This is a genomic window from Streptomyces paradoxus, assembly GCF_014202475.1.
Taxonomy (GTDB): domain Bacteria; phylum Actinomycetota; class Actinomycetes; order Streptomycetales; family Streptomycetaceae; genus Streptomyces; species Streptomyces paradoxus.
In genome coordinates, this window is record NZ_JACHGV010000010.1 from 233,697 (window position 1) to 254,476 (window position 20,780).

Here is a 20,780-nt window from a genome sequence, read left to right on the forward strand (position 1 = left end):
TCCCTAGGAGGGAACACCATGGCGAACGAGCGTCTGCGGGCTGCGATTTCGGCGAAGGGCGAGACGATCCAGTCCGTCGCCGAACACGTCGGAGTCGATCCCAAGAGCGTCGAGCGCTGGATCACCACCAACCGGACTCCGCACCGGGGGCACCGCTGGAAGGCCGCGAGCTTCCTCGGGGTCGACGAGGTCTACGTGTGGCCGTCAGTCGAGAAGCAGGCGGAGAAGGCGAGCGCGTCGGAGCTGATCACGTACTACCCGCACCGCGGTGCCGTCCCTGCCCCGCTGTGGTCCTCCCTGATCGAGAAGGCGACGGACCAGGTCGACATCCTGGTGTACGCGGGACTCTTCCTCTTCGACAGTCACCCGGACCTGCCGGACCAGTTGGCCGAGAAGGCGAAGGCCGGCGCCCAGGCTCGCATCCTGTTGGGCGACCCGGATTCCGCGGCCGTGCGCCAGCGTGGCGAGGAGGAGGGCATCGGCGACGACCTGGCGGCCCGAGCGCGGATAACTCGCCGGTACTTGCAGCCCGCCATGTCGACGCCCGGCGTCGAGGTCCGGCTGCACGACACGATCCTCTACAACTCGATCTACCGGTTCGACGACGACGTGCTGGTGAACCCCCACGTGCTCGGAGCTCCCGCCGGACAGAACCCGGTGATGCACTTCAAGTACCTGCCGGGAGCACGGACGTTCCGGCACTACATGCGGAGCTTCGACTACGCGTGGGACCAGGGCCGAAAGGCATAACCGGCTCCCGACGTGCGACGCTGAACGCATGGCACGCGTCGACTACTTCAACGATCCGAACGCCCCGAAGGCGAACAGCCTCGTCCCCTCTGTGACCGCCGTGGCCCGTAATGAGGCCGGTGAGGTCCTGCTGATCCACAAGACCGACAACGATCTGTGGGCCCTGCCCGGAGGCGGCATCGACCTGGGCGAGTCCGCGCCCGACGCGGCTGTACGCGAGACCAAGGAAGAGACCGGGTTCGACGTCGAGGTCACCGGCCTGGTCGGGATATACACGAACCCCGGACACGTCATGGCGTACGACGACGGTGAGGTCCGCCAGCAGTTCTCGATCTGCTTCCATGCCCGCATCGTCGGCGGCCGGCTGCGGACGAGCAGCGAGAGCAAGGAAGTAGCGTTCGTCGATCCGAGCAGGCTGGACGAGCTGAACATCCACCCGTCGATGCGCATGCGGATCGACCACGGATTGGCCGGCCGGACCGAGCCTTACATCGGTTGATGTCCTCGGTATGGTCCCGCCATGAACGAAACCGACCCGTCGACGGAAGCGGCCAAGGGCAGAGTGCCCCTACGGCTAGACCCCGACGACCTGCGATGGCTGTCTACCCACTGCTGCTGCTCATCGGACGCGTCCGATGAAGAGAAGGACCGCTGCGGACGTCTGCGGTTCCGCGCCAGCGCGGCACTGCACAAGCACGGGCATTCTCGCTGACCAGGTGATCAAGAGCTAACGCCAAGACGGCTGCGCGTCCGCTCGACAGCCGCACCGAGGTACGGTCGCGCTTTGCTGATCGCGTTGTGCACCTCGCTGCCCGGTTCGTAGCGGACGAGGATCTCGTCAATCCGCGTGTCGAAGTCGAAGGACTGCCCGGCGGGGCCGGTCGTCATGTCGGCGAAGATCAGCGCATCGAGGACGGGGGAGTCCTCCCGCTCGTAAACGGCCAGCTCTGCCGACAGACCGCGCTGCTCTGCTTCGTACACGGCCCCGGAGTGGTGAGCGACCAGCCGCACGAGACGCGTCGGCGCACCCAGCGTTTCCAGGTGGCGGGCACCGTCTAGGGGATGGAACCCGGTGTCCCGCAGTTCTGGGGCGTAACCGATGTCGTGCAGCCATGCTGCGGCGACGAGGAGGTCCCGGTCAGCTTCGGACACAGCCGCAGCAGCTTCCTGAGCTCGAGCAGCTACCGCCTGAGTGTGCAGCCAGCGGTTTCCGAGCCGGGGGAGCAGAGACTCGGCGAGTTCGGCCGCTCCCTGGGGCGTGTCCAGTGCAGAAGGCATGCATGGAACGGTAGCCGAGACGAGCAGTGAGCCGACAGGCCACGATCGAGCGGTTTCGATCATGGTGCGGTACAAGTTTCCCTACATCATCAAGGCTCGCTTCGCTCGCTCGCCCGGTGGCCCACAGTGCTTGTCGATCATCGCCAACCCGACCGCCGCACACTCCGCCCAAGCGCATCAAACGGCCGCGCCCGGCCCGCACACCACCGCCACCACGATCCGGCCTCAGGAAGGGAAAGACGCAACAGCAGCTCGACCCCAACGCCCCGCTTCCGGGGCCACGCCGCACCCTTTCCACCCGGTTGCCTACACCAGTAGGTCGGATCAAACCGAGGGCCGCACCGGAGCGCGGCGGCGCCGGTCGGTCGCCGCCGCGCCGCCTCAATGTCTTCGCCACCGGCCGCACGGCGCCGCCCGCCCGTCGCCGCACGCAGCGGCCACATTCCAACACGGGCACGGGGGCGAACGGTGATCCCCAACGGTGCAGGTCAAAGACGCTTTGTGTTACCGAAAGAGGCCGGATCGTGGTGGCGGTGGCATGCGGGCCGGCGCTGTCAGATGCGCGGGCGTTCGCACGGCCCGCTGGTCCCGCACCAGGTCACCGGCCGGACGGCGAGCGCGGCCATGGGGAGGGGAGAACCCCGTCGTGGCTGGGGCGGTCGGCTCCGCGACTTTAGCCAGCCACTTTGGCGCGAGCCTCGAAGATCATGGCCCCAACGTCGTGCTTTAACGGGCAGGTCAACAGACTGCCCGACGCGCCGGAAGCTTACGGGGCCATGATCACTCGCGCCAAAGCAGCTCCCGGCCAAAGTCACTACGCCGACCGCGTGACCAGGCACAAGGCTCCAGTGGCTGGGCCGTCTGTGGGCCGCGCGCGGGCAGACACTTAACGATCACCGCGACGCTACACAAGGCCGAGCCGTATCCCGAGCGAGCCATCCCCGGCGTGATCCTTGCCCCGTTCGCGCGGTGCCAAAGACGGGCTGCTGCGCGATCCGATACGGCCGTGTCTGTGTGTCGTACAGAGCCGAGTTTGTGGCCGCATCAGGAGTCAGAGGGGCGCGCGGCGGTTCGTAATGAACCCCCCTTGTGCGCCGGTGACAGACAGCATTGACGGGAGTACCTTCGGTGTCGGATGCGGGTTCGCGGGGGGCGACGTCAGCAGTCGTCAGACGCCCGCGGATCGGGGCCAAGGCACGGGGGGAAAGAATGTCCTTTGAGTACAACTTTGAAGAATTCTCGCGTTACATTCAGGAAAAGCATCAGGAATCGGTCGAGGAACGCGGGGGTAGTTTCAACTTGGCTCTGTTCGGTGATTCTGGCGCCGGCAAGAGCACTCTTATCAACACGGTGTTCGGCGTAAAACTAGCCCCGACGGGCATCGGCAATCGACAGACAACGCACGTGCGGTTCTACCGGGTGCCTGATGACGGCCCAATTGGCATCTACGACACACCGGGTTTCGAAATTGGGGCAGGAGACCTTCCCACTCTTATCGCCAAGATCGAGAGCATCTTAAAACGCCCTGGGCGGGGTCCAACCTCTGAGCCCATTCATGCTGTCTGGTTTGTCGTAAACCCCAGCGCAAATCGCTTCCTTGATAGCCACGCAAATATGGTGCGAGCCCTCGACGATCTCGGGCTTCCCGTCTTTGTCGTGCTCACCCACGTGGTTGGCGACGTGATTGGCCAGAAAGCCGTGCTTTTGCGGGAGGCTATCACAAAAAGGGGCCTACCGCTGGCTGCGGGGAAAGTCTTCCTCGTCAACTCGATAGAGGTTGTTACGCCAAAGTCTACCTACCCAATACACGGGGTGAGGGAACTTCTTGATTCGACGGTCAAAGCAATACCCGAAGCCGCACGAACTGCAGCGATGACGGCTCAGCGGCTCGACTTCACGGTTCAGCGCGCACGGTCTGAGCATGTGATTCTGCTTGCCGTGAATGCGGCGCTGGGAGCGCACGCGGCTCCCCCCGTAGTCGACATGGCGGCGTTACTCGCTGTCCACGGCGGCATGATGGCTGGAATCAGCGTCGCCTATGGCGTACCGGTAGACGTGAAATCCCTGTCAAATCTCTTGTGGAGAATTCTTGTTGGCAGTGTGGCAATCAAAGAGGGTGCTGGCTGGCTCGCCGAAGAGCTAGCGAAGCGAGCTGCAGAGGAAGCCGGTAAAAAGGCCGCAGCTAAGGGACTTGTCAAGTTCGTGCCTGGTCTTAACTTCGTGGTCGGAGCGGTGAGTACGATCATCGGGGCGCCCATGATGTACATCGTTGGGCACGCCTGGATGGATGTTTGTGAATATCTGCGAACCCATCCAGATCAAATAACAGACGACGGCGAGACGCGGTATGGCGAACTATTCCTAAGGTGCTATCGAAAGCGCCTTCAAGAAGGCGGCCCGAGTTGGCTGTCGCAGTTGCTGCATCGTGGGGCCGATAAATGAGTGAAAATACCCGTCGCAATCCAAGTATCGAAAACCGTCAGCGCCCAAACCGGAGAGGGCGTGCTCACAACAACTCAGCTATCCGAGAAGAAGTTACTAGAGAGCTTGCTGACGCCGCACAGCGAGGGCTGGACGGCGTTCCAATCGCCGAAGAGACTGTACCCGCATTCCAACAACTCTTCCTGACCGGCATCGAAGAAGTACTCGGGCAACCTTCCAGACGACCTGAAGCAACGGCCGTCGCGGAGCGTTTCTCCAGCGACCTCGCCACCGAGACGCGACGGAGAAGTCTCGCCGCCGTCAGCCTGGCGGTATTTACCCATATTAAAGATGCAGCCTGCCCGATGTGGCCATTCTGCCCCTAGCCCCATGGAAGGTCGTTAGCAGTGGCCGATCCTGAGGCGACCGAGCGGCGGAGACTTGCCCTGGCTGCAGGGGTAGACACATGCAAGCACGTGCTCACCCTCACGACCGCAGTCGTGACCCTTACGATCAGCTTCGCCAAAGACATCTCTGCTGACGCTTCCGCGTCTGATCTGTTGTGGCTGCGCCTGTCGTGGCTGAGCCATGCGGTCTCGGTGCTCGCCGGTGTGATCACCCTGCTCGCGCTGGCCGGCACAACACATGAGGCCGACGAAAATCGATCGATCTACGCTACGAATATTCGCCTGCCAGCTGCAGTACAAATGATCTTCTTCGGTCTGGGTGTGGGATTCGTCGTCGCCTTCGGTGCCCTGGCCGTTTAGCGGGAAGGTTTATCGTGCACAGGTTGGCCACTGTGCTGCTGCTGGCGATGATGGCCGCGGGCCGCTCGGCCGCGCCTGCCTCACCGAAGAACAGGTTGCGGCGCCAGTCAGAGTCACGCCGTCTCCCCCGCCCGCTGCGCCAGTCCGCGGAGCGGCGATCCAAACTGATTCGGCCCTGGGCCCCCCGGAGTAATTTCAGTACAGCACCGAAGTACAGCAACCGCCGCGACCCCAGTCGACCGCCGCTGGCTGCAGGACCACCGGTGACCAGCCAGGCAGACCTCAGCGACCACCCCGCCGATAGTTCGCATCGGGGGGCACGCCGGCAGGCCGCCTTCACTCGGCAGGTGAACCTTCCCAGTGCTGTTACGCCGACCGCTTCGTTGGGGTGAACACCCAATTGGACAAGTGTCCTTTGTGGCGGTCGAGGGACTCATCCATGGTGAAAGATAGGTATTCGTATCGGAAATGCTCTGACTCGTAACGCCGATCAGCTTGCTCCAGCGCGTCTACAAATTCTTCTGCGCTCGGCCGTTCATCGAATGTCTGCATTGCCGTACGGATAATGACCCCCAAGAGGTAGCTTGGGAGTCCGTCCGCCTCTTCTTCGCTCGAATGCTTCTTCACATTCGCCTTGAATAGCTCGCGCCAGATAACGGTGAACGGAGATATCTCCTGGATGTCCCTACGGGCTGTCCAGGCACCCGGAGGGATGTGCCAGGCGAGGCGCTGTTGGACAGGCAGGGTTTGGACCTGCCGGCTACGGATATGCATCCGCGGAGCCGTATAGCGCCGCCTTTTGCCTCTCTGAGCAGTCGAGGAACCACGGACCAGTAGTCGAGCAAAAAGGTGACCCGATCGTATGGGTCGATGCGAACTGATGTGGCAGATGTAGAGCTATCCGCTCCGAACCCCCTCGCCTCGAAGGCGCGCGGAGAAATGCTGTAGTCGGGCTTCTCGGTTCCTGCGATTGCCAACCCAGGCGTGTACACAGTGATCGCGGTTCTGCCGGGGTTTTCAACAACAAGCTGAGCCAGCTCTATGTTCTCACTACCTGATTCACCCAGGTCGGTGGTATTCAGTTCCCATTTGCCAGATCGGTTGACCATGATCTTCGAATTAGGCTCCCAAATGGCCACGTTAAGGTAGACCTTGGGACGCCCGCCGTCGAGTCGGTGCTTGGCGATCTGCCAGCCGAGGGCACCCAGGGCCACGGCGAAGCTAAGCAATGACACCGCGAGGGCCAGAACGGCAACGGGTACTCCGAGGACAGCGGGTGATGCCGAAGCGGAGATCAACATCCGGTCATGGTACTGACAAGTGGTGACACGGGGGCCGGATTCAGCACGGAGGCGGAGGATGCTGTCCGCCGACTCCAGGACGCCCTTGCCGCGATCACCGTCAAGACGGTTGACCTTGGCAGCGTTCGCCTACCTCGGTGACCGCCCCGCCCAGTTCGCATCGAGGGGCAACCTGAAATCCACGACTGACATCAACGACACCGGACGGGGATGCACGTCAGCGTCTCTGTCCGGCTGTTACACCAGCCGACGACCGCAGTCGGAGCGGGCTCGGATCGAACTCCTAAAGCGGTGCTCAAACGGCCGTGAACTATCCATGGACTCGTTGGACTCGTCCTGCCTCACCTACCACGTGCAGAACCGTGACCTGCCGCGTTGCCCGCCAATCAAGGAGCCTCCGGAGCCGTTGCAGTATGGCAGGCCAGGGCAGTGCAGTGGCCGCCCGGCCCATAGGCCGCATCGAAGCAGGGGTGCATGCTGAGCCGCGACTTGACTCGACCATTGAGAACCACCGCCCTCACCATGAGGCCAGCGCTATGCCTCAAGTCTTGCATCCAGCAGAATCCGCCGCACTACAGATGGATATTCTGGCAAGTTGCGAAACTCAGTAACCGAGTTCCGCCCGAAAGCTTGATGAATATTTGTGCCCGATCTGGCAATCAAGGCAACCTGAGCGCCGAGTGCTTGTGCTAGTCCGAGCTCGTAGTAACAACTTGGTCGTTCTAGCGAAAGGTCAGCGATTACCAAAGCTGCTTGCTTAAGCTCACTTACAACTCTCGCTAGGTCGAATTCCTTTCCAGTCTCGGGTAGGCCGCGATCTAGTGGAAAATGAACTGATAGATTGAATTCCTCCGCCGCGCTACTCAGGCCTGCCCGTTTTTCGTAATAGTCCTCGTCGGATGATACGGGCATGATTGAGTAGATGTAGTGGTTCATTTACTTACTCTTCTTTTCGGTTTGCTCCGACTTGCTGAATGGTGACGGATGGTCTGTGACATCACTCCAGCTCAGCGCGGAGAAGGTCAGTACAGAGAGGAAGATCAAGGCGAAGATGGCGCCAAAGGCCCGAGGAATGAAACGCTCCGCGCTTGAAGAGCGCAAGCCGCGCACGAAACTATTTGTCGAAGATGATTGTAGAGCCTGAGCTCTCGCCAGCGCTTGCCATTCCTTGTCGAAGCAATTGAAGGACTCTGCTACTGAAGGCCCATTGGGGCCTTCGAATGTTACCAGCGGTGCCATGTTGTTTAGCACTTCAAACTTGGCCGTGTTGAGTGCCTTGAAGTCGTCGATCTGCTTTAGCCAGTAGAAGCACATGAAGCAGGCGACGGCGCTAAGGACGAGAATTCCGACAATCCCCACCAATAGGAATGTATCATGCGAAGAAGCCCATCCGAGCACCACGCCAATCGCCAATAGGCTCGCTGTTAAGACGGAATAGTTCCAGCGATTCATAGCCAGCCGTCTCTCGGTGACTTTTTCTGTCGACTCGTAATAGAGGCGATACTCCTCGAACGAGACAGGGGGCTGGCTTGGTGGAGGGGGCATGTGCACCTCGTCGTGGAACGCAGCAGCTTGACACGGCCGAAGGTTAGCGGCGCTCCGCACCGACCGCGCGACTGTCATCAAAGATCGTTCGCCCGCGGCGCAGACTGCGACCGCCGCTGACCGATCCACGTTGAGCTACGCACCCAGAAGGTGAGACGGGCCGCGCGCGGCAGCGGTGATCGTGACGGCCGAGCCCTGGGCCGTCCCTGGGCCGTGCGAAGACGACCAACGCTGACAGACGGCACCCACAGGTGACCACCCCCACCCCACTCTGGCCTGGGCAACCGGAGTTGATCTGCCACACTGGATGGGTTATGCCTGCACCCGGAGAACTCACTTTCGTAGCCCCCCGCGGAGCCAAGAAGCCGCCGCGGCATCTTGCCGATCTCACTCCTGCCGAGCGCAAGGAGGCCGTTGCCGCTGTCGGGGAGAAGCCGTTTCGTGCCAAGCAGCTCTCGCAGCACTACTTCGCGCGGTACGCGCATGATCCGGAGCAGTGGACCGACATTCCGGCCGGTGCCCGGGGGCGGCTGCAGGAGGCGTTGCTGCCCGAGCTGATGACCGTCGTGCGGCATCTGTCGACCGACCAGGGCACCACCCGCAAGACGCTGTGGCGGCTGTTCGACGGGACGCTCGTCGAGTCCGTGCTGATGCGCTACCCGGACCGGGTGACCATGTGTATCAGCTCCCAGGCGGGGTGCGGGATGAACTGCCCGTTCTGTGCCACCGGGCAGGCGGGTCTCGACCGGAATCTGTCCACCGCCGAGATCGTCCATCAGATCGTGGACGGGATGCGGGCCCTGCGGGACGGGGAGGTCCCCGGCGGCCCCGCGCGGCTCAGCAACATCGTCTTCATGGGCATGGGTGAGCCGCTCGCCAACTACAACCGGGTCATCGGCTCCATCCGGCGGCTCACCGACCCCGAGCCCGACGGTCTCGGCCTGTCCCAGCGTGGCATCACCGTCTCCACCGTCGGGCTCGTCCCGGCCATCCACCGGTTCGCCGACGAGGGCTTCAAGTGCCGCCTCGCCATCTCGCTGCACGCCCCCGACGACGAGCTGCGCGACACCCTCGTGCCGGTGAACACGCGCTGGAAGGTCCGGGAGGTGCTGGACGCCGGCTTCGAGTACAGCGCGAAGTCCGGGCGGCGGCTGTCCATCGAGTACGCGCTGATCCGGGACATCAACGACCAGGCCTGGCGGGGTGACCGGCTCGGGCGGCTGCTCAAGGGCAAGCCCGTGCACGTGAACCTGATCCCGCTGAACCCGACGCCCGGCTCCAAGTGGACCGCCTCGCGACCCGAGGACGAGAAGGCGTTCGTCGAGGCGATCGCCGCTCATGGTGTGCCGGTGACGATCCGGGACACCCGTGGTCAGGAGATCGACGGGGCGTGTGGTCAGCTCGCGGCCACCGAACGGTAGTCTGACCGCCGTAAGAACATCTGCATATTCCGACAGGGGAGCGCCACAGCGCTGAGAGTGCGGCACACGGCCGCAGACCCTCCGAACCTGGCCCAGGTCATTCTGGGTAGGGAGATCGGTCATCACTCGAGCTGTTGCGCCCCGCCCGGGACCCTGGAAGTCCCGGGCGGGGCCGCGTCTTCTCCTGGTCACTCCAGGAGGAATCCAGTGCGAAACAACATCAAGCGGCTGACGGCGGCAGTCGTCGGGCTCGGCATGGCCGGCACGCTCGCCGCGTGCGGGTCGTCCGGCGGCGGTCAGGGGTCCGGCGACTCCAAGACCGTGACGCTCGTCAGCCACGACTCGTGGGCCGCGTCCAAGGACGTCATCGCGGCCTTCGAGAAGCAGTCCGGCTACAAGGTCGACGTCCTGAAGGACGGCGACGCCGGGCAGGCCGTGAACAAGGCCATCCTGACCAAGGACAACCCGCAGGGCGACGTCTTCTTCGGCGTCGACAACACCCTGCTGTCCCGCGCCCTCGACAACGGCCTGTTCCAGCCGTACGAGGCGAAGGGATCCGATCTGATCCTGCCGGAGTACCGCGTCGACCAGGACAAGCACCGGGTCACGCCCATCGACACCGGCGACATCTGCGTCAACTACGACAAGAAGTACTTCGCCGACCACAAGCTGGCGCCGCCGCGGAGCTTCCACGACCTGGTCAAGCCCGCGTACAAGGACCTGCTCGTCACCGAGAACGCCTCCTCGTCCTCGCCCGGCCTGGGCTTCCTGCTCGGCACGGTCGCGCAGTACGGCGACGACGGGTGGGAGGGCTACTGGCTGAAGCTCAAGGCCAACGGCGTGAAGGTCGTCGACGGCTGGGAGCAGGCCTACAACCAGGAGTTCTCCGGCTCCAGCAGCGGCAAGAAGGCCAAGGGCGACCGGCCGCTCGTCGTGTCGTACGCCTCCTCGCCGCCCGCCGAGGTGCTGTACGCCGACCCGAAGCCCACCGCCGCCCCGACCGGGGTCGCCGAGGGCACCTGCTTCCGGCAGGTCGAGTACGCGGGGCTGCTCAGCAACGCGAAGAACACCAAGGGCGGCAAGGCCCTCCTCGACTTCCTCATCAGCAAGCAGTTCCAGGACGACATGCCGCTCAACATGTTCGTCTACCCGGTGCGCGAGGGCGCCCAGGTGCCGCCGGAGTTCGTGAAGTACGGGCCGCAGGCGAAGGACCCGGAGACCATGGCCCCGGCGAAGATCGCCGACCATCGTGACCAGTGGGTCAAGTCGTGGACCTCACTCGTACTGAAGTAGCCGCCCGGAAGCGGAGCGCGGCGGCGCGGTTCGGTCTGCTGGCCGCGCCCGTCGCGTTCTTCGCGGTCTTCTTCGCCTACCCCGTCGCCGCGATCGTCGCGCGCGGCCTGAAGACCGACGGGACCTGGCACATCGGGCGGATCGGGGAGGTGCTGGCGCAGTCCGACGTCCGGCACGTGCTGTGGTTCACCACCTGGCAGGCGTTCGTCTCCACCGCGCTCACCCTGATCGTCGCCCTCCCCGGCGCGTATGTCTTCGCGCGTTTCAGCTTCCCGGGCAAACAGGTCCTGCGGGCGGTCGTGACCGTGCCGTTCGTGCTGCCGACGGTCGTCGTCGGCACGGCGTTCCTGGCGCTGGTCGGGCGGGGCGGGCTGCTCGACGAGCTGTGGGGCGTACGGCTGGACACCACCGTGTGGGCGATCCTGCTCGCGCACGTCTTCTTCAACTACGCGGTCGTCGTCCGGACGATCGGCGGGCTCTGGGCGCAGCTCGACCCGCGGCAGGAGGAGGCCGCGCGGATGCTCGGGGCGTCTCCGCTGAGGGCCTGGCGGCAGGTGACGCTCCCCGCCCTCGGCCCGGCCGTGGCCGCCGCCGCGCTCATGGTCTTCCTGTTCACCTTCACCTCCTTCGGTGTCGTGCAGATCCTCGGCGGGCCCACCTTCTCCACCCTGGAGGTGGAGATCTACCGGCAGACGTCCGAGATCTTCGACCTGTCCACGGCGGCCGTGCTGACACTGATCCAGTTCGCCGCGGTGGGCGCGATCCTCGCCCTGCACGCCTGGACCGTACGGCGGCGGGAGACCGCGCTGCGGCTGGTGGACCCGTCCGTGACCGCGCGCCGACCGCGCGGCGCCGGGCAGTGGGCGCTGCTGGGCGGGGTGCTCGCCACGGTCGTGATCCTGCTCCTGCTGCCGCTCGCCGTGCTGGTGCAGCGGTCCCTGGGTGCGCCGGGCTTCGGCTACTACCGGGCGCTGACCAGCGAGGACGGCGGGGTGTTCCTGGTCCCGCCGATCGAGGCGATCGGCAACTCCCTGTCGTACGCCGTCGCCGCCACGCTCATCGCCGTGGTGATCGGCGGTCTCGCCGCGGCCGCGCTCACCCGCCGGGACGCCGGGCGGTTCGTACGCGGCTTCGACGCACTGCTGATGCTGCCCCTCGGGGTGTCCGCGGTGACCGTGGGCTTCGGGTTCCTGATCGCCCTCGACGAGCCGCCGCTGGATCTGCGGTCCTCCTGGATCCTGGTGCCGCTTGCGCAGGCCCTGGTCGGGGTGCCGTTCGTGGTGCGGACCATGCTGCCCGTGCTGCGGGCGGTGGACGTCCGGCTGCGGGAGGCGGCCTCCGTGCTCGGGGCCTCGCCCTGGCGGGTGTGGCGGGAGGTGGACCTGCCGATGGTGCGGCGGGCACTGCTGATCGCGGCCGGGTTCGCCTTCGCCGTGTCCCTCGGCGAGTTCGGGGCGACGGTGTTCATCGCACGGCCCGACCGGCCGACCCTGCCGGTGGCCGTGGCCCGGCTGCTGGGGCGGCCCGGTGACCTCAACTACGGCCAGGCGATGGCCCTTTCGACGATTCTGATGGTGGTGTGCGCCGTGGCCCTGCTGGTGCTGGAGAGGCTTCGCACGGACCGGACGGGGGAGTTCTGATGCTGCTGGCTCTGCGGGGCGCGACGGTCCGTTTCGGCGGGCGGGCGGTGCTGGACGCCGTCGATCTGGAGGTCGCCGAGCACGAGATCGTGTGTGTGCTCGGGCCCAGCGGCAGCGGCAAGTCGACCCTGCTGCGCGCGGTGGCCGGGCTGCAGCCCCTCGACTCCGGGCAGGTGGTGCTCGACGGCCGCGACCAGGCCGGGGTGCCCGCGCACAGGCGCGGGGTCGGGCTGATGTTCCAGGACCACCAGCTCTTCCCGCAGCGGGACGTGGCCGGCAACGTCGCCTTCGGATTGCGGATGCGCAGCGAGCCGAAACCGCGACAGGCCGAGCGTGTACAGGAGTTGCTGGACCTGGTGGGGCTGCCGGGCGCGGGCCGCCGGGCCGTAGCGATGCTGTCCGGCGGGGAGCAGCAGCGGGTGGCGCTGGCCCGGGCCCTCGCGCCGAGCCCGCGGCTGCTGATGCTGGACGAGCCGCTGGGACAGCTCGACCGTTCGCTGCGAGAACGGCTGGTCGTCGAACTGAGGGAACTGTTCGGCCGGTTGGGCACGACCGTGCTCGCCGTGACGCACGACCAGGGGGAGGCCTTCGCGCTGGCCGACCGGGTCGTGGTGATGCGGGACGGGCGGATCGCCCAGTCCGGTACGCCCCTCGACGTCTGGCAGCGGCCCGCCGACGCGTTCGTCGCCCGCTTCCTCGGGTTCGAGAACGTGGTCGAGGCGACGGTCGGGACGGAGGCCGCGGACACGCCCTGGGGCAAGGTGCCGGTGCCGGAGGGCGCCCCGCAGGGGACACGGACGCTGCTGGTGCGGCCCGCCGGAGTGCGCCTGGTGACCGCGGACAAGGGCCTGCGCTGCACGGTGGCCGCGCGTACCTTCCGGGGCACCCATGTCGCCGTGCACCTCCAGCCCGGGGACGCCCCGCGCCTGGAGGCGGCGTGCGCGCTGCGGGCGGCACCCGAGGTGGGGGACGTGGTCGGGGTGGAGTTCGACGCGGCCGAAATCGTGGTGCTCGGCTGAACGTACCCGCCTAGGGTGCGAGGCATGACGCCACTCGCGCACGACCGCTACTGCGACGAAATCGCCCACCAGATCGTCCTGTTGAGGCAGGTGGTGAGCTCCGGGGCCGATCTGTCCGGCACGGTGCCGACCTGCCCCGACTGGTCGCTGGAGGAACTCGTCCGGCACACGGGCGGTGCCCTGCGCTGGGCGGAGTTGATGGTGCGGACCCGGGCCGCGGAGGAGGTGGCCGAGGAGCAGGTGCCGGGCGTGGCCGGTCCGGAGGCCGCCGGTGACGCCGCCGCACTGGACGCCTGGCTGGCGGAGACGGGCGAGCGGATCGTCGCCACGCTGCGGGAGGCCGGGCCGGACGCGAAGGTGTGGGGCTGGGCCGGGATACAGACCTCCGGGTTCTGGGCCCGCAGGATGACCCATGAGATCACCGTGCACCGCGCCGACGCGGCACTCGCCGCCGGGCTGCCCTACGAGGTCGCGCCCGAGGTCGCCGCCGACGCGATCGACGAATGGCTCCAGATCGTGGAGTACGTGCAGCGGACGGAGCCGCAGGACGTGGTGGGGGAACTGGTCGGCCTGGGCCGCAGCATCCACCTGCACGCCACCGACGGGGGACCGGACCTGAACGCCGAGTGGCTCGTCGAGCTCACCGAGGGCGGTGTCCGCTGGCGCCGGGGCCACGAGAAGGCCACGGTCGCCCTGCGCGGGCCGCTCACCTTCGTCCTGCTCGCGTTCTACCGCCGGCTGCCGCTGGACGCGAAGGAACTGGAGGTCCTGGGCGAGCGGGAGTTGCTGGAGTTCTGGCTGGAGCGGGCCACCTTCGGCTGAGACGGTCGAGACGGTACGAGGCCCGCCCCCGGTCGGGGGGCGGGCCTCGCCATGGTGTGTGCCGCGGGCGTCAGCTGTCGCTGTTGGCCCCGCGACGGCGCATGCCGAAGAACACCGCACCGCCACCGACGACGACCAGGGCCGCAGCGATGCCGGCGATGATGCCGGTGTTGGAGTCGGCACCGGTCTCGGCGAGGTTGGAGTCACCGGCCGGGGCGGGCACGTTGGCCGCGGGCGAGGTGCTCTGGCTCTCCGACGGCTCCGGAGCCGGGCTCTCGCTCTCCTCGGCCGGCTTGGAGGGGGAGGCCGACGGGGTCGGCGTCGCCGGCGGAGTCGAAGCCGGAGGAGCCGAAGGGGGCTCCTCCTCCTTCTTGCAGGCGGTCGCCGGGGTGACGAGGTTCGGCTTGATGTCCTCGTCGACGTAACCGGCGGCCTTGACGTGGATGCGGTACTCGGCGTTCGGCTTCCACTTCTCGGCGAAGGTGATGGTGGTGCCCTCGCGCGAGCCCTTCACCTCCTGCTCGCCGACCTTCTTCACGTCGGCGCCGTTGTTCTCCAGGTACACGGTGACCGTCGCCGGGATGCCGGCGGCGTCCACGTCGGTGACGGTGATGACGCCCTTGTCGCCATCGCACTTCGCCTCGGCGGAGAACTCGCTGATGTCGCAGGCGAGCGCGTTGCCGGCGGTACCGAGCGCGAGCGCGGCCGAGGCGGAGACGACACCGAGGACACGCACGGCACGTGCGCGGCGGGGTACGGACAGAACTGCCACGTTTGTCCTTTACAGGATTGCTCAAGCGGGGGGTTGGGGCAGTGCTGACTGGACATCAGCACCACCGTGAGGCTCACAGGTCTATAAGCGCTGCATAAGTAGTGTCAACGCATATGCAGGTTGCAAGCACTTGCTTTGCCTTCTTATTAACCGCCGAGACGTTTCAACGCCTTTGGCGCCTCCTCGATCCGGTCCACCAGCGCGATCCGCGCCTCCATCGAGCGGCCCCGGGCCAGCGACCGGAGCAGCGGCCACGCGGGCAGCTTCTCCGTCCAGTGCGCGCGGTTCACCAGCACCATCGGCGTCGGTTCGCCGCGGGATTCGTAGTAGTTGGGCGTCGCGTTGTCGAAGATCTCCTGTACGGTCCCGGCGGCGCCCGGCAGGAACACCACACCCGCGTCGGACCGGGCCAGCAGGCCGTCCTCGCGGGTGGCGTTGGCGAAGTACTTGGCGATGTGGGAGGCGAAGGCGTTCGGCGGCTCGTGGCCGTAGAACCAGGTCGGGATGCCGACCGAACGGCCGCCCTGTGGCCAGCGGGTGCGTATCTCGAAGGCGGCCGTCGCCCACTGGGTGACCGACGGGGTGAAGTGCGGTGTCTTGGCCAGGAGTTCGAGCGAATCGGTGAGCATGTCGTCGCCGAAGGGGGCGGCGTACGCGCCGAGGTTCGCCGCCTCCATCGCGCCCGGGCCGCCGCCGGTGGCGATCGTGAAGCCGGCGCGGGCCAGTTCCCGGCCCAGGCGCGCGGCGCCCGCGTACTCCTCGGTGCCGCGGGCCATCGCGTGGCCGCCCATGACGCCCACGACCCGGGCGCCGGACAGGAGTTCGTCGAGCGCGTCCGAGACGGAGTCGTCGTGGACCGAGCGCAGCATCGACGCGTAAATGTCGCGGTCCGCCTTCGTGCGCTGGAACCAGGCGTAGGCGAGGGCGTCGGGCGTGGCCTCGTAGCCGTCGGCCAGCGACGCGAAGAGTTCGTCCGGCGAGTAGACCAGGCCGCGGTACGGGTCGAACGGCAGGCCCGGGACCGGCGGGAAGACCAGGGCACCGTCGGCTCGGACCTTCGCGTCCGCGTCCTCGCGCATCGCGCAGCCGAGGAAGACCGCGCCCGCCGTGTCCGTGGTGAGCAGCTCGCGCGTACGGTCCGTCAGGTCGACGGCCTGGACGCGGTATCCGGCGAGGGTGCCGCGCGCCGAGACGGTGGCGTCGAACTCCTCGAGGGTCTCTATCTCACGGTCGTCGTGGTGGGCCGCATGGGCGGGCATCGTCTGCACTCGCCCATGCTGGCACAGCCGCCGTCAGCCCTGGACGGCCGCCGGGTCCATCCATACGACCTCGAAGGTGTGGCCGTCCACGTCGTCGAAGGCGCGGCCGTACATGAAGCCGTGGTCCTGCGTCTCGCCGGAGACGGAACCGCCCGCCGCGACCGCCTTCTCGACCAGCTCGTCGACCTTCTCGCGGCTCTCGGCGCTCAGCGCGATCAGCACCTCGCTGGTCTTCGTCGAGTCCACGATGTCCTTCTTGGTGAACTGCGAGTACTTCTCTTTGGTGTGCACCATCACCACGATGGTCTCGCTGATCACGACCGAGGCGGTCGTGTCGTCGCTGAACTGCTCGTTGATCGTGAAGCCCAGCTCCGTGAAGAACTTCTTCGAGGCGCCGAGGTCGCCGGTGCACAGGTTCACGAAGATCATCTGCTGGTACATGCGAGGTCTCTCCCATCAAGTCCGTGTCGTTACGCGGGGATAGACCGGGCGCCGGTCCGGAACTCATCGCCGTACGGAGATTTTTCTCGTACGAGTTTCCGGCGGCGGCCGCGGGACTCAGCGCGCCAGGGGGAGCGCCGCCAGTTCCGCGACCGTCAGGGTCAGCGGACCGAACACGGCGAGCAGCGCGCCCGCGCGCAGGGCGGCGGCGCTGCGCAGCGTCGTGGCGGGGGCACCCAGCCGCATCAGCGCGGCGGTGGTGCCGGCCCGGGCCTGCCTGGCCTCGACGGCCGCCGTGAGGAGCGTCGCCGTGGTGCAGCCGGTCACGAGCAGCACGCCGAGGGTGGTGAGCGGGCCGAGTGAGAGCCCGTCCGGGGCGTGCACCAGCGCCATGGCCCAGGCGGCGGACAGCACCGCGCAGACGACACCCAGGGGGCGCCCGATGCGGACCGCCTCCGCCATGAGGATGCGGCCGGCCAGCAGCCGCAGGGCGCCGGGCCGGGCCGACTGGAGCAGCCGTCCGCACAGATGGGTCAGGCCCGGACCGGCCAGGGCCAGGCCGACGGCGGCCAGCGCCCAGCCCGCCAGCACGCCCGGGGAGGCGCCGGAGAAGGAGAGGTCGGGGGGTGTCGGAGCGGTACGGCTCGTGTAGCTCACCACGGCGAGGCCCGCGGCCAGCACGGTGATGCCCCAGGGGAGACCGGAGGGGGCGGCGGTGGTGTCCGGCAGGGCCGCGTCGGAGGCCTCGTGGGGGGCCTCCTCATGGGGGGCGTCGGGCGCCGCGGGGCCCGGGTGCCGTGACAGGGCCCCGGCGGGGCTGATGGCTCCGGCCGCGTCCGGCGCCGCCGCGTGCGCGCTGAGCCGCTGGGCGGGATCGCCGGCCGGACCGAACGCGCCCGCCGCTTCCGGTGCGGCCGGGTGCGGGGATGCGGGCGGAGTCACGTCCGCAGCCGGGGCTACGGCGTCCGGGTCCGCCGCGGGCGGCCGGGCGGGGTCCGCGACCGCGCTCACCGTCCCGCCGGGGTCCGCGACCACCGCCGAGGCCGGCCCGCCGGTCCGGGCCGTCGGCGGGCCGCTCTCGGCGGCGGGCCCGGTGGTACGGCCGCCCGTGGGCCGGACGATCTGCCGGCCGAACCGGCCGTACGCGCCGAAGGTCTCGCGGGTGCTGGTGCGCCGGTAGGCGCCGAAGCTGCCGTACATCCGGGCCGCCCGGGGCGCGGCCGGCCCCGCCTCACGCGGGCGCAGGGTCAGTGCCACCGCCACCGACGCGCCGACGGGCACGAACGCCAGCAGGGTCAGAGTGCCCGGCAGCGGCAGCGGCCGGCCCGCGGCGAGGGACTCGGCGGCGGCGCCGTCGAAGGGCATGCCCGTCACGTCGCCCCGCAGGTGCAGGAAGACGAGCAGGGCCAGCATCGAACCCAGCGTGCAGGACAGGGCCGTCGTCGTCGCCGAGACGGCCATCATGCGGACCGGCCCGAGGCCGATGGCCGAGAGACCGGAGCGGGGCTTGGTGCCGGGGTCGGTACGGGCCACCGCGACCGCGAAGTACACCGTGGCGGCCAGCGGGGCCGTGCACCAGGCCAGCCGCAGCGCGGCGGCGCCGGGGGAGCCGGGGTGGCCCATCGCGTAGCCGAGGGCGCAGAGCAGCAGGAAGCCCGTGCCCGCCGAGGCCGCCGTGACCAGGAGGCGGCGCAGCTGGACGGCGGGGTGGGCGCCGCGGGTCAGACGGAGAGCGAGCACGCGGCCCGGCCTTCCGGCTCGCTGGTCTCGGCGACCGGGGGCAGGTGGACCGTCTGCACGCGCCGCCCGTCGAGCAGGGACACCGTGCGGTCGGCGAGGGCCGCCGTCTCGGCGTCGTGGGTGGCCAGGACGACCGTGATGCGGTGGGAACGGGCCGCCGTGGTGAGGGTGCGCAGCACATGGGCGCGGTCGGCGCGGTGCAGGGGCGCCGTGGGCTCGTCGGCGAACAGCACCGACGGTGCGGGGGCCAGGGCGCGGGCGATGCAGACCCGCTGACGCTCGGCCTGTACCAGCTGGTGCGGCCGTTTGCGGGCGCTGTCGCCGATGTCCAGGCGCTCCAGCCATTCCAGGGCCGCGGTCTTGGCGCGGCGCGTGCTGGTGCCGCGCAGCATCAGCGGCAGGGCGGCGTTCTCCCAGGCGTTGAGCTCCGGCACCAGGGCGGGGGCCGGGTCGATCCAGCCGAAGCGGTCGCGGCGCAGCCGCTCGCGGGTGAGGGGGCCCATGGTGTGCACGGGAACGCTGTTGAACCAGACCTCGCCACGCCGCACGGGCACCAGGCCGGACATGCACCGCAGCAGGGTCGTCTTGCCGCTGCCGCGGGGTCCGCCGACGGCGAGGATCTCACCCTCGCGCACACCGAGCGAGACGCCGCAGAGCGCGGGCGTGCCGTCGTCGTGCTGGAAGTGCAGGGCGCGTACCCAGAGCACGTCGTTGTCCGGCAGGGCCTCCATGCGCGTACACCTCGGTTCAGATCCGTAGTTCCCGTGTCCATCCCCCGTGCGGGGGAACGAAGGCAGGGCCGATCGGTCACTGGGCACGCTAGGCAGAGGGCGGCCGGACCCCGGACAGCACGCGGCCCCGGGCCGCCGTTTCTCACTCGAACGGGCGGCACCGGGGCCGGTGTTGATCATCCAGGCAGACGATCGGAGCGACGACGGGTCAGAGCTTGGTCCACGCCTCCGAGAGGGTGGCGCGCAGGATCTGCTCGATCTCGTCGAACGTCGACTGGTCCGAGATCAGCGGCGGGGCGAGCTGGACGACCGGGTCGCCGCGGTCGTCGGCGCGGCAGTACAGGCCGTTGTCGTAGAGCGCCTTGGAGAGGAAGCCGTACAGGACGCGCTCGGTCTCCTCGTCGTTGAAGGACTCCTTGGTGTTCTTGTCCTTCACCAGCTCGATGCCGTAGAAGAAGCCGTTGCCGCGGACGTCGCCGACGATCGGCAGGTCGTGGAGCTTCTCCAGGGTGGCGCGGAAGTTGCCCTCGTTGTCCAGGACGTGCTGGTTGAGGTTCTCGCGCTCGAACAGGTCGAGGTTGGCCAGGCCCACGGCGGCGGAGACCGGGTGGCCGCCGAAGGTGTAGCCGTGCAGGAAGGTGTTGTCGCCCTTGTAGAACGGCTCGGCCAGGCGGTCGGAGATGATGCACGCGCCGATCGGGGAGTAGCCCGAGGTCATGCCCTTGGCGCAGGTGATCATGTCCGGCACGTAGTCGAACTTGTCGCAGGCGAAGTACGTGCCCAGGCGGCCGAAGGCGCAGATGACCTCGTCCGAGACGAGCAGCACGTCGTGCCGGTCGCAGATCTCGCGGACGCGCTGGAAGTAGCCGGGCGGGGGCGGGAAGCAGCCGCCCGCGTTCTGCACCGGCTCCAGGAAGACAGCGGCGACCGTGTCCGGGCCCTCGAAGAGGATCTGCTGCTCGATCTGGTCGGCGGCCCAGCGGCCGAAGGCCTCCGGGTCGTCACCGAAGAGCGGGGCGCGGTAGATGTTGGTGTTCGGGACCTTGTGCGCGCCCGGCACCAGCGGCTCGAAGGGGGCCTTCAGGGCCGGCAGACCGGTGATGGACAGGGCGCCCTGCGGGGTGCCGTGGTAGGCGACCGCGCGGGAGATGACCTTGTGCTTGGTGGGCTTGCCGGTGAGCTTGAAGTACTGCTTGGCGAGCTTCCAGGCGGTCTCCACCGCCTCACCGCCGCCGGTGGTGAAGAAGACCTTGTTCAGGTCGCCCGGGGCGTGCCCGGCCAGGCGCTCGGCCAGCTCGACGGCCTTGGGGTGGGCGTAGGACCACACCGGGAAGAACGCCAGCTCCTGCGCCTGCTTGAAGGCGGTCTCGGCGAGCTCGACCCGGCCGTGCCCGGCCTGCACCACGAAGAGGCCGGCGAGGCCGTCCAGGTAGCGCTTGCCCTTGTCGTCGTAGATGTACGTGCCCTCGCCCCGGACGATGGTGGGGACGGGGGACTTCTCGTACGACGACATGCGCGTGAAGTGCATCCACAGGTGGTCGTACGCGGACTGGGAGAGGTCCTTGCTCACGGCTATCGGG

At 67.7% G+C, this 20,780-nt stretch carries 19 protein-coding genes and 1 riboswitch; of the genes, 9 read left to right on the plus strand and 10 right to left on the minus strand.

What is annotated here, in order from left to right; all coding sequences use genetic code 11:
- The first annotated feature begins 18 nt into the window (after positions 1-18).
- Entirely contained in the window at positions 19-750 is a 732-nt protein-coding gene (locus tag HNR57_RS29930) for a helix-turn-helix domain-containing protein (protein ID WP_184564822.1), read from the plus strand.
- Positions 751-778: 28 nt separating this feature from the next.
- Complete coding sequence (locus HNR57_RS29935) at positions 779-1,249, plus strand: NUDIX hydrolase (protein WP_184564824.1); 471 nt, start codon at positions 779-781, stop codon at positions 1,247-1,249.
- 221 nt (positions 1,250-1,470) lie between these two features.
- Here the strand turns inward: HNR57_RS29935 and HNR57_RS29940 are convergent, their stop codons facing one another.
- Positions 1,471-2,028 (minus strand): HDIG domain-containing metalloprotein, encoded by a 558-nt coding sequence (locus HNR57_RS29940; protein ID WP_184564826.1) that lies wholly within the window; start codon positions 2,026-2,028, stop codon positions 1,471-1,473.
- A 1,209-nt stretch (positions 2,029-3,237) separates the two neighbouring features.
- Between HNR57_RS29940 and HNR57_RS29945 the strand changes: the two genes are divergently transcribed.
- Together HNR57_RS29945 and HNR57_RS29950 are read left to right on the plus strand one after the other, a co-directional pair.
- Positions 3,238-4,470 (plus strand): GTPase family protein, encoded by a 1,233-nt coding sequence (locus HNR57_RS29945; protein ID WP_184564828.1) that lies wholly within the window; start codon positions 3,238-3,240, stop codon positions 4,468-4,470.
- A gap of 386 nt (positions 4,471-4,856) precedes the next feature.
- Entirely contained in the window at positions 4,857-5,216 is a 360-nt protein-coding gene (locus HNR57_RS29950) for a hypothetical protein (protein ID WP_184564830.1), read from the plus strand.
- 623 nt (positions 5,217-5,839) lie between these two features.
- On the opposite strand, the gene HNR57_RS29955 is transcribed toward HNR57_RS29950, so the two are convergent.
- The 3 genes from HNR57_RS29955 to HNR57_RS29965 all read right to left on the minus strand — a co-directional run bounded on the left by HNR57_RS29955 (position 5,840) and on the right by HNR57_RS29965 (position 8,062).
- A complete protein-coding gene (locus HNR57_RS29955; protein WP_184564832.1) occupies positions 5,840-6,517 on the minus strand; it encodes a hypothetical protein in 678 nt (225 codons plus the stop codon).
- A gap of 534 nt (positions 6,518-7,051) precedes the next feature.
- A complete protein-coding gene (locus tag HNR57_RS29960) occupies positions 7,052-7,453 on the minus strand; it encodes a hypothetical protein (RefSeq protein WP_184564834.1) in 402 nt (133 codons plus the stop codon).
- A complete protein-coding gene (locus HNR57_RS29965) occupies positions 7,454-8,062 on the minus strand; it encodes a RipA family octameric membrane protein (protein ID WP_184564836.1) in 609 nt (202 codons plus the stop codon).
- A 314-nt stretch (positions 8,063-8,376) separates the two neighbouring features.
- Here HNR57_RS29965 and rlmN point away from each other — a divergent pair, with 314 nt between their 5' ends.
- The 5 genes from rlmN (at position 8,377) to HNR57_RS29990 (ending at position 14,257) form a co-directional block, all read left to right on the plus strand.
- Positions 8,377-9,483, plus strand: a complete 1,107-nt coding sequence (rlmN, locus tag HNR57_RS29970) for a dual-specificity RNA methyltransferase RlmN (RefSeq protein ID WP_161368217.1) — start codon at positions 8,377-8,379, stop codon at positions 9,481-9,483.
- Positions 9,484-9,507: 24 nt separating this feature from the next.
- A riboswitch (TPP riboswitch) is annotated at positions 9,508-9,614 on the plus strand.
- A gap of 124 nt (positions 9,615-9,738) precedes the next feature.
- Positions 9,739-10,776: a thiamine ABC transporter substrate-binding protein gene (locus HNR57_RS29975; RefSeq protein WP_184564985.1), complete on the plus strand. Its 1,038-nt coding sequence runs from the start codon at positions 9,739-9,741 to the stop codon at positions 10,774-10,776.
- A gap of 38 nt (positions 10,777-10,814) precedes the next feature.
- A complete protein-coding gene (locus HNR57_RS29980; RefSeq protein WP_184564988.1) occupies positions 10,815-12,416 on the plus strand; it encodes an ABC transporter permease in 1,602 nt (533 codons plus the stop codon).
- On the plus strand, positions 12,416-13,435 hold the full coding sequence (locus HNR57_RS29985) for an ABC transporter ATP-binding protein (protein ID WP_184564838.1): 1,020 nt from the start codon (positions 12,416-12,418) through the stop codon (positions 13,433-13,435). The genes HNR57_RS29980 and HNR57_RS29985 overlap by 1 nt, the downstream gene beginning before the upstream one ends.
- 24 nt (positions 13,436-13,459) lie before the next feature.
- The gene (locus HNR57_RS29990) at positions 13,460-14,257 is read left to right on the plus strand and encodes a maleylpyruvate isomerase family mycothiol-dependent enzyme (protein ID WP_184564840.1); all 798 of its coding nucleotides are present in this window, start codon (positions 13,460-13,462) and stop codon (positions 14,255-14,257) included.
- Between the two features lie 70 nt (positions 14,258-14,327).
- Here the strand turns inward: HNR57_RS29990 and HNR57_RS29995 are convergent, their stop codons facing one another.
- The 6 genes from HNR57_RS29995 to HNR57_RS30020 all read right to left on the minus strand — a co-directional run bounded on the left by HNR57_RS29995 (position 14,328) and on the right by HNR57_RS30020 (position 20,776).
- Positions 14,328-15,020 carry an LAETG motif-containing sortase-dependent surface protein gene (locus HNR57_RS29995; RefSeq protein ID WP_184564990.1) on the minus strand — a complete coding sequence of 231 codons (693 nt, stop codon included), beginning with the start codon at positions 15,018-15,020 and terminating at the stop codon, positions 14,328-14,330.
- Between the two features lie 155 nt (positions 15,021-15,175).
- A complete protein-coding gene (locus HNR57_RS30000; protein WP_184564842.1) occupies positions 15,176-16,297 on the minus strand; it encodes an LOG family protein in 1,122 nt (373 codons plus the stop codon).
- 24 nt (positions 16,298-16,321) lie between these two features.
- Complete coding sequence (locus tag HNR57_RS30005) at positions 16,322-16,729, minus strand: VOC family protein (RefSeq protein ID WP_184564843.1); 408 nt, start codon at positions 16,727-16,729, stop codon at positions 16,322-16,324.
- Positions 16,730-16,846: 117 nt separating this feature from the next.
- Positions 16,847-18,469 carry a hypothetical protein gene (locus tag HNR57_RS30010; protein WP_184564845.1) on the minus strand — a complete coding sequence of 541 codons (1,623 nt, stop codon included), beginning with the start codon at positions 18,467-18,469 and terminating at the stop codon, positions 16,847-16,849.
- A complete protein-coding gene (locus tag HNR57_RS30015) occupies positions 18,451-19,200 on the minus strand; it encodes an ABC transporter ATP-binding protein (protein ID WP_184564847.1) in 750 nt (249 codons plus the stop codon). Before HNR57_RS30015 ends, HNR57_RS30010 begins: the two co-directional genes overlap by 19 nt.
- Before the next feature lie 208 nt (positions 19,201-19,408).
- Entirely contained in the window at positions 19,409-20,776 is a 1,368-nt protein-coding gene (locus HNR57_RS30020; protein ID WP_184564992.1) for an aspartate aminotransferase family protein, read from the minus strand.
- Between the last annotated feature and the right edge of the window lie 4 nt (positions 20,777-20,780).

Excerpts from the sequence above, each read along its gene's own strand:
- HNR57_RS29930 (WP_184564822.1), top strand. The coding sequence starts at position 19 with ATGGCGAACGAGCGTCTGCGGGCTGCGATTTCGGCGAAGGGCGAGACG.
- HNR57_RS29935 (WP_184564824.1), top strand. The coding sequence starts at position 779 with ATGGCACGCGTCGACTACTTCAACGATCCGAACGCCCCGAAGGCGAAC.
- HNR57_RS29940 (WP_184564826.1), bottom strand. The coding sequence starts at position 2,028 with ATGCCTTCTGCACTGGACACGCCCCAGGGAGCGGCCGAACTCGCCGAG.
- HNR57_RS29945 (WP_184564828.1), top strand. The coding sequence starts at position 3,238 with ATGTCCTTTGAGTACAACTTTGAAGAATTCTCGCGTTACATTCAGGAA.
- HNR57_RS29955 (WP_184564832.1), bottom strand. The coding sequence starts at position 6,517 with ATGTTGATCTCCGCTTCGGCATCACCCGCTGTCCTCGGAGTACCCGTT.
- HNR57_RS29960 (WP_184564834.1), bottom strand. The coding sequence starts at position 7,453 with ATGAACCACTACATCTACTCAATCATGCCCGTATCATCCGACGAGGAC.
- HNR57_RS29965 (WP_184564836.1), bottom strand. The coding sequence starts at position 8,062 with ATGCCCCCTCCACCAAGCCAGCCCCCTGTCTCGTTCGAGGAGTATCGC.
- rlmN (WP_161368217.1), top strand. The coding sequence starts at position 8,377 with ATGCCTGCACCCGGAGAACTCACTTTCGTAGCCCCCCGCGGAGCCAAG.
- HNR57_RS29975 (WP_184564985.1), top strand. The coding sequence starts at position 9,739 with ATGGCCGGCACGCTCGCCGCGTGCGGGTCGTCCGGCGGCGGTCAGGGG.
- HNR57_RS29985 (WP_184564838.1), top strand. The coding sequence starts at position 12,416 with ATGCTGCTGGCTCTGCGGGGCGCGACGGTCCGTTTCGGCGGGCGGGCG.
- HNR57_RS29990 (WP_184564840.1), top strand. The coding sequence starts at position 13,460 with ATGACGCCACTCGCGCACGACCGCTACTGCGACGAAATCGCCCACCAG.
- HNR57_RS30005 (WP_184564843.1), bottom strand. The coding sequence starts at position 16,729 with ATGTACCAGCAGATGATCTTCGTGAACCTGTGCACCGGCGACCTCGGC.
- HNR57_RS30015 (WP_184564847.1), bottom strand. The coding sequence starts at position 19,200 with ATGGAGGCCCTGCCGGACAACGACGTGCTCTGGGTACGCGCCCTGCAC.